General features: G+C 62.6%; 5 protein-coding genes and 2 pseudogenes. 3 read left to right on the forward strand and 4 right to left on the reverse strand.

Features of this window, described 5'->3' with window-relative positions:
• Positions 1 to 4: 4 nt before the first annotated feature.
• The 3 genes and pseudogenes from MAXJ12_RS35775 to MAXJ12_RS26015 all read left to right on the forward strand — a co-directional run.
• On the forward strand, positions 5 to 274 hold the full coding sequence (locus MAXJ12_RS35775; protein WP_420492395.1) for an FAD-dependent oxidoreductase: 270 nt from the start codon (positions 5 to 7) through the stop codon (positions 272 to 274).
• Between the two features lie 442 nt (positions 275 to 716).
• Positions 717 to 2,486 (forward strand): polysaccharide biosynthesis/export family protein, encoded by a 1,770-nt coding sequence (locus MAXJ12_RS26010; protein ID WP_008839068.1) that lies wholly within the window; start codon positions 717 to 719, stop codon positions 2,484 to 2,486.
• Between the two features lie 1,236 nt (positions 2,487 to 3,722).
• Positions 3,723 to 4,310: pseudogene (locus MAXJ12_RS26015) on the forward strand (helix-turn-helix domain-containing protein); the annotation flags it as partial.
• Between the two features lie 172 nt (positions 4,311 to 4,482).
• On the opposite strand, the gene MAXJ12_RS38075 reads toward MAXJ12_RS26015, so the two are convergent.
• The 4 genes and pseudogenes from MAXJ12_RS38075 to MAXJ12_RS26035 all read right to left on the reverse strand — a co-directional run.
• Positions 4,483 to 4,665, reverse strand: a complete 183-nt coding sequence (locus MAXJ12_RS38075) for a hypothetical protein (protein WP_162097509.1) — start codon at positions 4,663 to 4,665, stop codon at positions 4,483 to 4,485.
• A gap of 640 nt (positions 4,666 to 5,305) precedes the next feature.
• Positions 5,306 to 5,732: pseudogene (locus MAXJ12_RS26025) on the reverse strand (type II toxin-antitoxin system VapC family toxin).
• Positions 5,732 to 5,911, reverse strand: a complete 180-nt coding sequence (locus MAXJ12_RS26030) for a type II toxin-antitoxin system VapB family antitoxin (protein WP_008839071.1) — start codon at positions 5,909 to 5,911, stop codon at positions 5,732 to 5,734. The pseudogene MAXJ12_RS26025 and the gene MAXJ12_RS26030 overlap by 1 nt, the downstream one beginning before the upstream one ends.
• A gap of 225 nt (positions 5,912 to 6,136) precedes the next feature.
• Positions 6,137 to 6,468 (reverse strand): adenylate/guanylate cyclase domain-containing protein (locus tag MAXJ12_RS26035; protein ID WP_008839072.1); only part of this gene is annotated, 332 nt, incomplete at its 5' end.

Consider the following 6,468-nt stretch of genomic DNA (forward strand, 5'->3'; position numbering starts at 1 on the left):
ACGCTTGCCGCGCTTTGCCAGCGCTGTCCGGCGCTACTGGCCGGGTCTCGAGGATGCGCGGCTGCTCCCAGGCTACACGGGAATTCGTCCGAAAATCGTGCCGCCCGGAGCGCCAGGACAGGATTTTGCCGTTGAAGGCAGCGACGGTCACGGCATTGCGGGCTTGATCCATTTGTTCGGGATTGAATCGCCAGGCCTGACGGCGTCGCTGGCTCTGGCCGATCATGTTCGGCAACTGGTAGAGATGCACTCCCGAGCGCGGCGGAATTCTTGAGTTCGGCCTGAGCGCGGCAAATCGTCTGCGCAGTGCCGGTTCGCGATTGAGGCGCCAAGTTTCAGGCTCGTGTTTGCCGGCCTGCCGCGGATCGAGTCCGAACAGATCGATTCGGCGTGCGCATGCGACTCATCAAACAATTCTGGCTCCACCATAGGTGGTATATCGGCGCGTGACATGTGAACGATTGAGGGAATTAGCGGGTCATTTTAAGCCTTATTGGGTGCTCACCTCGGTCAAATGACATTGCTAGTCTCGCGCTGTGATTGCGCTGCCCGGTACTGGACCGGGCGCACGATTTTCGCGCCGATTCGATCTCAGCAAATGTTGCGTGGCCAAGTGAGGTTTAGCAATGAAACATGTGCGGCGTTCCAAATTGGCCTGCCACAGCTCTGCCCGCAGGGACCGTCAAGCTGGTACCCGCAAGCGGTGGCGCAGCGCCATGCAAGGCGTCATTCTGCTCACGATGCTATTTGGATCGCCGGCAAGCGGTCAGTCGGAGTTTGACGGCAGACTTGCCCCACAAGACACGGTCGAAATACGCGTTTCACGATGGACCGCGCTGCGTGGCGGCGTGGCGGAGGGTTCTGCCCTCAGCAATACATTCACGATTGGGACAGCTGGCACCCTCGACCTTCCGATCATTGGTCAAGTGCCGGCCGCTGGCTTGCGTGCGAGCGACCTGGAGAAGCTGATTACGGATCGCTTGCACGCAAGAAGCGGCTTCCACGAACGTCCAGTGACGACAGTGACGACGATCAGATCCAACAAACATCGGTCCATCGACGAAACCGGTTTGGTTGAACGCTCTCAGGCACCTGACACGGGAACAACATCCGCAGCCACCGACGGTTCGTCGGCCGCCGCTTCGGAGCGCGGCCATTCTGAGGAGCGTGCGCCTGTGGCGCACCCCGGCTCGGCCGGTCTTCGCGCAGCGGCCGGGCTTGCTGCAACAGAGCAGCAGAAAGCTCTGGAACAGGAGCGGTCGAGGGCGGACGCATTGCTGAGTGACCTGGCGGCGGCTCGCATGGAGGCCGACGCAGCGCGCCAAGAATTGCTCGCCGTCCGTGAGGCAGCTCGCTATCAAGTGCTCCGGTATGACCAGCTTCTCGCGGCGGAGCGTCAATCGACTGCCACCTTGATCCAGAAACTCAGCGCGGTGCGGGCCGACCTCCAACAGGCAAAGGCTGAGCTGGCGCAGAATGCAAGGGCAGCGTCGCGCGCCAGGCAAGTTGCGCAAGCGCGGGCCGACAAAGAGCATGAGTTGGCAGCGCGGTTGCGGGCCAAAAGCGCTGCGCTGGAACAGAAACTCCTCGCCGCAGGCAGGGAAATAGACGCGTTCAAGAGCAGCGCGACAACCAATGTCGAGCGCGAGGAAGCACTGCGCCTCGAACTGGCGGCGGCGCGTGAGCAACTTGATGCAAGGCGGCAGGCCGCAAATGTCGCCAGCGCGCAAGCGCGTGCCATCGCCGATAAAACCGCTGAACTGGAGCTGGCCCGAGAAGAACAGCTGCAACGGATCAAGAGGCTCGTACGCGACCTGAGACTGGTCCGGGGTGAAGTCGATAGTCTGAAGGCCAAAGCCGTGTTCGCGATGCGCGACAGCGGCGCTTGGCGGGCAGCGCGCCACACGGCGGAGGCTGCGTTGGCGGAGGCGGGGCGCGCGCTTGGTGAGGAGCAGCGCAAGGTCGGGCTATACGAACGCGATCTCGCCCAGGCTCGCCAATCCATTGTTGCTCTGGAGGCACGCGCAAAACTTGACGCCGCTGCCCTGGCCGCCGGAGAGGCTGCTGCACGGCGAGTTGGCGAAGCGCTCGCGCGGGAACGCGCCAAGGCAGTTTCAGATTCCCAGGCTCTCAACGATGTCCGCCAGGAGCTTGACGAGGCAAAAGAGGAATTGAGCCGGCTCACGTCAGCGCAGCACAAGGCGTTGGAGGAAGAGCGTGACAGGGTCAGTGCGCTAAGCCGTGACCTCACTGCGGCGCGCATGGAAATCGACAGCCTCAAGACGCGTGAGGCGCGTCAAGCGCTCGACAATATGCCTAAGGCACGGGCCGCCGATCGCACAAGACCGCGTGCAAGTCAGCCTGCCCGGAAACCGGTTCGCCAAGTGAAAGCCCGCAAACCGCTGCGCACCGTTCCGCTGACAAGGATAGTGCTTCCCGACGCGTTACTCCCGACGAAGCAGCCGACTGGTGGCTCTTGGCGGTGAAGGACAGGCCACATGGGTTGCCGATGCGCGAATTGCACACAGGAGGACGTTGGTTGATGCGTAAGTACATCGCTGCAACATTGTCGATACTCGTTGCGATCGGGCCAGCGTCGGCTCTTGACCTGGGCCTGGGCGGCAAAGCCGGTGGTGTCGGTGTCGGCGCCAATGTGAGCGTCGGCTCAAAGGGCGCCTCGGTAGGGGTTGGCGCGAATCTCGGCGAACCGGGGGGAGCAGATGCCGGCGCATCGGCCGGAACAAGCAACGGGTCGATCGGAGCAACCGTGGGAGGCAGCGGCAAAGTCGGCGGTGTCGGAATCGGCACCAATCTGGGCGCCGGCTCGAAAGGCGCCTCGTTAGGGTTTGGCGCGAATGTTGACGGAGTGGGGGGCGCAAACCTTGGAACCTCAATCGGCAGGAGCGGGGCCAGCTTGGGGGTGGGCGCGAACCTCGGCGGGGCAGGGGGCGCAACCTCTGGGACATCAAGCGGCAAAAGCGGCGCCAGCCTGGGGGGCGGCAGCAACAGTGGGAGCGCAAGCAGCCGCGGATCGACAGGCGCTCGTGCAGGCGCCGGTGCTGCTCTGGGAAACAGCACAAGAGGTGCGCCTCCAGGCTCCTGGTCAGCCGGAGCTAGCGGTGTCGGCACGTCAAATGTGATTAGCCCAACGGCGGGCTTACGACATTCCATCGTCTTGCCACCCATTCTCCGGCCTTCCAGAGCTGGGCGCGGTAAGTCCATTGAGCGCGCCGCAGGGTACTCCATGCTGAGACCGGCGCGATTGAGAGCCAAGCCGGGTACGCCGGGTGCTGTCGTTCGCGCCTGCCGTCAGGCAATCGTGTCCGGCGCGAAGCCTTTTGGAGCGGTGCGTGTGCAGGCGGTAAGTGCAGGCCTCCTGAACCGGCATCGCCGTGGCGCGCTCACCGCCCCGATCGAGGTGCGCATAGAATACGCAACGCGAAGCGGTATCGAGGTCCGACAGGCAAGGGTCAAATGTCGCCTCGACGCGGCAGGCAGGGTCATCGCAGTGATATAGACACCCGGATAAAACCCTGCCTGGCCAGCCGCGCAGCGCAGTAGGATGTGCGAGGGGCGAATCTTATCCCTGCTCAGCGCTGAACGTTGTTAAACGCGCAGAACTGCTCGTCGCTGAGCCAGCCAATATGGGCGATCTACTGGTTCGCGCCCGACATAAGTCCTTTTGGGATTCCCATTCTGGCCTGCGCGTGCGAGTCTGGCGCATGCGCACAGGAATATCGTTCACCGTTTCGTCGGCCGATCGCGTCCGCCTGACGGCGCTGATCAGGGATCGCAACGCCCCCGCAAAAGCATGTCTGGCGCGCCGAGATCGTGCTTTTGTCCGCCGACGGCGTCGGCACCGTCGAGATCATGCGCCGCACCGGCAAGCCGAAGACCTGCGTCTGGCGCTGGCAGGAGCGCTTTGCCGCGGAAGGTTGTGACGGGCTGCTGCGCGACAAGACGCGGCCGCCGCGCATTCCGCCGCTCGGTCCCGATGTCGGCGAGCGCGTCGTGGCACTGACGCTTGCCGATCCGCCGGGCGAGACGACCCACTGGACCGCCGACATGATGGCGCAAGCCGCCAATCAGCGCCGGCGCCGTCAAGCACATCTGGAAGGCAAATGGCCTCGCACCCCACAGCTGGCGCCAGTTCAAGCTCTCCAATGATCCGAAGATCGTCGACAAGCTGCGCGACGTCGTCGGCCTCTATCTCGATCCAACGGCCCGCCATCGTGCTGTCGGTCGACGAGAAGAGCCATATCCAGGCACTCGACCGCACCCAGCCCGGCCTGCCCACGGAGAGTGAGCGGGCCGCCAGCCGCCGAGACCGAAGATCGGAGGCATTACGCAACGCGTCCCGACAACTTCAATCGTGGGCCGATTTGGTGACGCGATATTACCGATCGATAGTTGTTCCTTCCGCTTCGACCCAAAGCCAGAATTCCAACTCGCCAATGCATCGGCCGGCAATGTGGTCAGGCGCTACAGCGCTCCCTCGCTCGTCGACGCGATCACGTCGATAAAGCGATTACCGGCGTCGAGGCGACATTTGTAGGTCTTGACGCCCTCGTTCCCCCTATCAACTGTGACGTCAATCGTTGTCGAGCCATCCGCTGCGACCATACGTTCGCGCGTCGTAACGTATTGCGGCTCCGTCTTGAACATAAACGCAACCTGGTCCTGGCAGAATGAAGCCTGTGTGTCGGGATTGATTGGACTGGTCCCAGCTGCCATCCCTTGGGGAGCTCCCTGGTTTACTGCGCCGTCAATCGTTGTCGAGCCATCAGCCCCCGCCACTGGATCTTGTGATGCAGGTCCGGCGACAGCAATTTCGGGCCTCTTCGTGGTGGCGCCGGATCCAGTGCAACCCGCGAGTACAAGAGCGGCGAGCGTAAGAGCGATTGCAGTCTTCATACGGTCTCCAGAGTGTCGTCGGCGCCAGCCAGGACATAACCTCGATAAAAGTGGCGCTTTCGCGTCCGTGCCTACAGCGGCAAGCGCCGCAAAAGCGAGCAACAACAAATTTGTGTCGGAGAGCGTGTCGAGCACGCTGGCCACCCTCTTGCGGAGCCAATCATCCAGGTACAACGATGCACATACCACCCGATGGCGGAGCTTCATTTTTTCGGCATGCGACAAAAGACCCGCTGCGCGACTATCTGACGATTGTGTGAGGTCGCCACTCGGCGAACAACTCGGGCGCAAATACTGCGATCGCGGGTGGATTATTTCACCACGGTAGTCGGAAGCGACAGAATGGGCCAGACCTTCCGTTCCGGTAACGTTGCGCAGTTTCGATGCGGCTTTAAGCCAGATCCGTCTGCGAAAAGCCATTGCCTCTGTAGAGCAACGGCAACCGATGGGCCGTCGCGCAAGCGTAGGCGAAGCAATCGCCGAAATTGAGGTCAGCTTTGTGCCCAACAGCCTTGCCATAGTTCATGCTGGCTTCGATCGCGCCATTGCCGATGTCAACGGATATAATGATGTCCTTGGCCATGATCTCGGTCACAAAATCGTCGACCAGTCCGCGGGCGCGAGCGATCATGTCAGGTGTGGGTTTGGTACTCTTCTGTGTTTTCGGCGGCCGCCCGCGCAAGACCCTGGACCACTTCGAACCGGACGAGGGGAGAGACATGGGCAGGCCCGGTCGCCGCTGAGAGCTGCTTCTCCAGTTCCTCCCAGCCGGGCTCCTTGTTGACAATGGCAACGCTGACCGAGGCGTCGACAAACATCAGTCATCGCTCCACATTTCATCGGTGAATTTCTTCATGTCGAACTTTGGATTCGGAAGGCCGATCGCAGTTGCCCGCTCCTGCAGCTTGGCAAGGCGCACGCGGAGCGGCACGCTGGCACGATTGCGCCCAATCTCGTGCTGGAGCGCCAGGCGGACGGCCTCGGTCTTGGCTGGCATATGTGCGACGCTCGTGACGCTTACTGATGACCGGCGGCGAGCGCTACAGGGAACCGGGCCGTCGGCCTCTTCCGGCCTATCAAACGTCTCGACTTTGGCTTGACCGCTCCCGGTTCCAGGTGATGGACGAGGCTGCGCTCAACGCACGTTCCAACGGCGATTTCCGGTATTTCAGAATCCGGCGCGCTCGCTTGCATCATCCCACAGCTGGAATGCGCCGACCGATCAGGCGAGCGTGAACAGTTCGCGTTCGTGCGACAGTCCCCGCAGCCCGTGGCGGCCGAGGCAACGCACCTTGCGCCCGCAGGCCACCCCGAAGTCCTGGGAGAAGACCAGCGGCACGCCGAGCTTGCCGCATAACGCTTCCATGCGGCTCGCCTCGTTGACGGCTGGGCCGATCACGGTGAAGTCGAGGCGGCTGCCGGACCCGATGTTGCCGTAGAAGACTTCACCGAGATGGAGACCGATGTCGAGGTCGAGCCGTGTCTCGCCGGCACGGCGTTCATTCACCGCATGATTGCGCGACAGGGCTTCCTGCGCGGCGGCCACTGCGGCGG

The organism is Mesorhizobium alhagi CCNWXJ12-2 (assembly GCF_000236565.1).
GTDB classification, from domain to species: Bacteria; Pseudomonadota; Alphaproteobacteria; order Rhizobiales; family Rhizobiaceae; genus Allomesorhizobium; species Allomesorhizobium alhagi.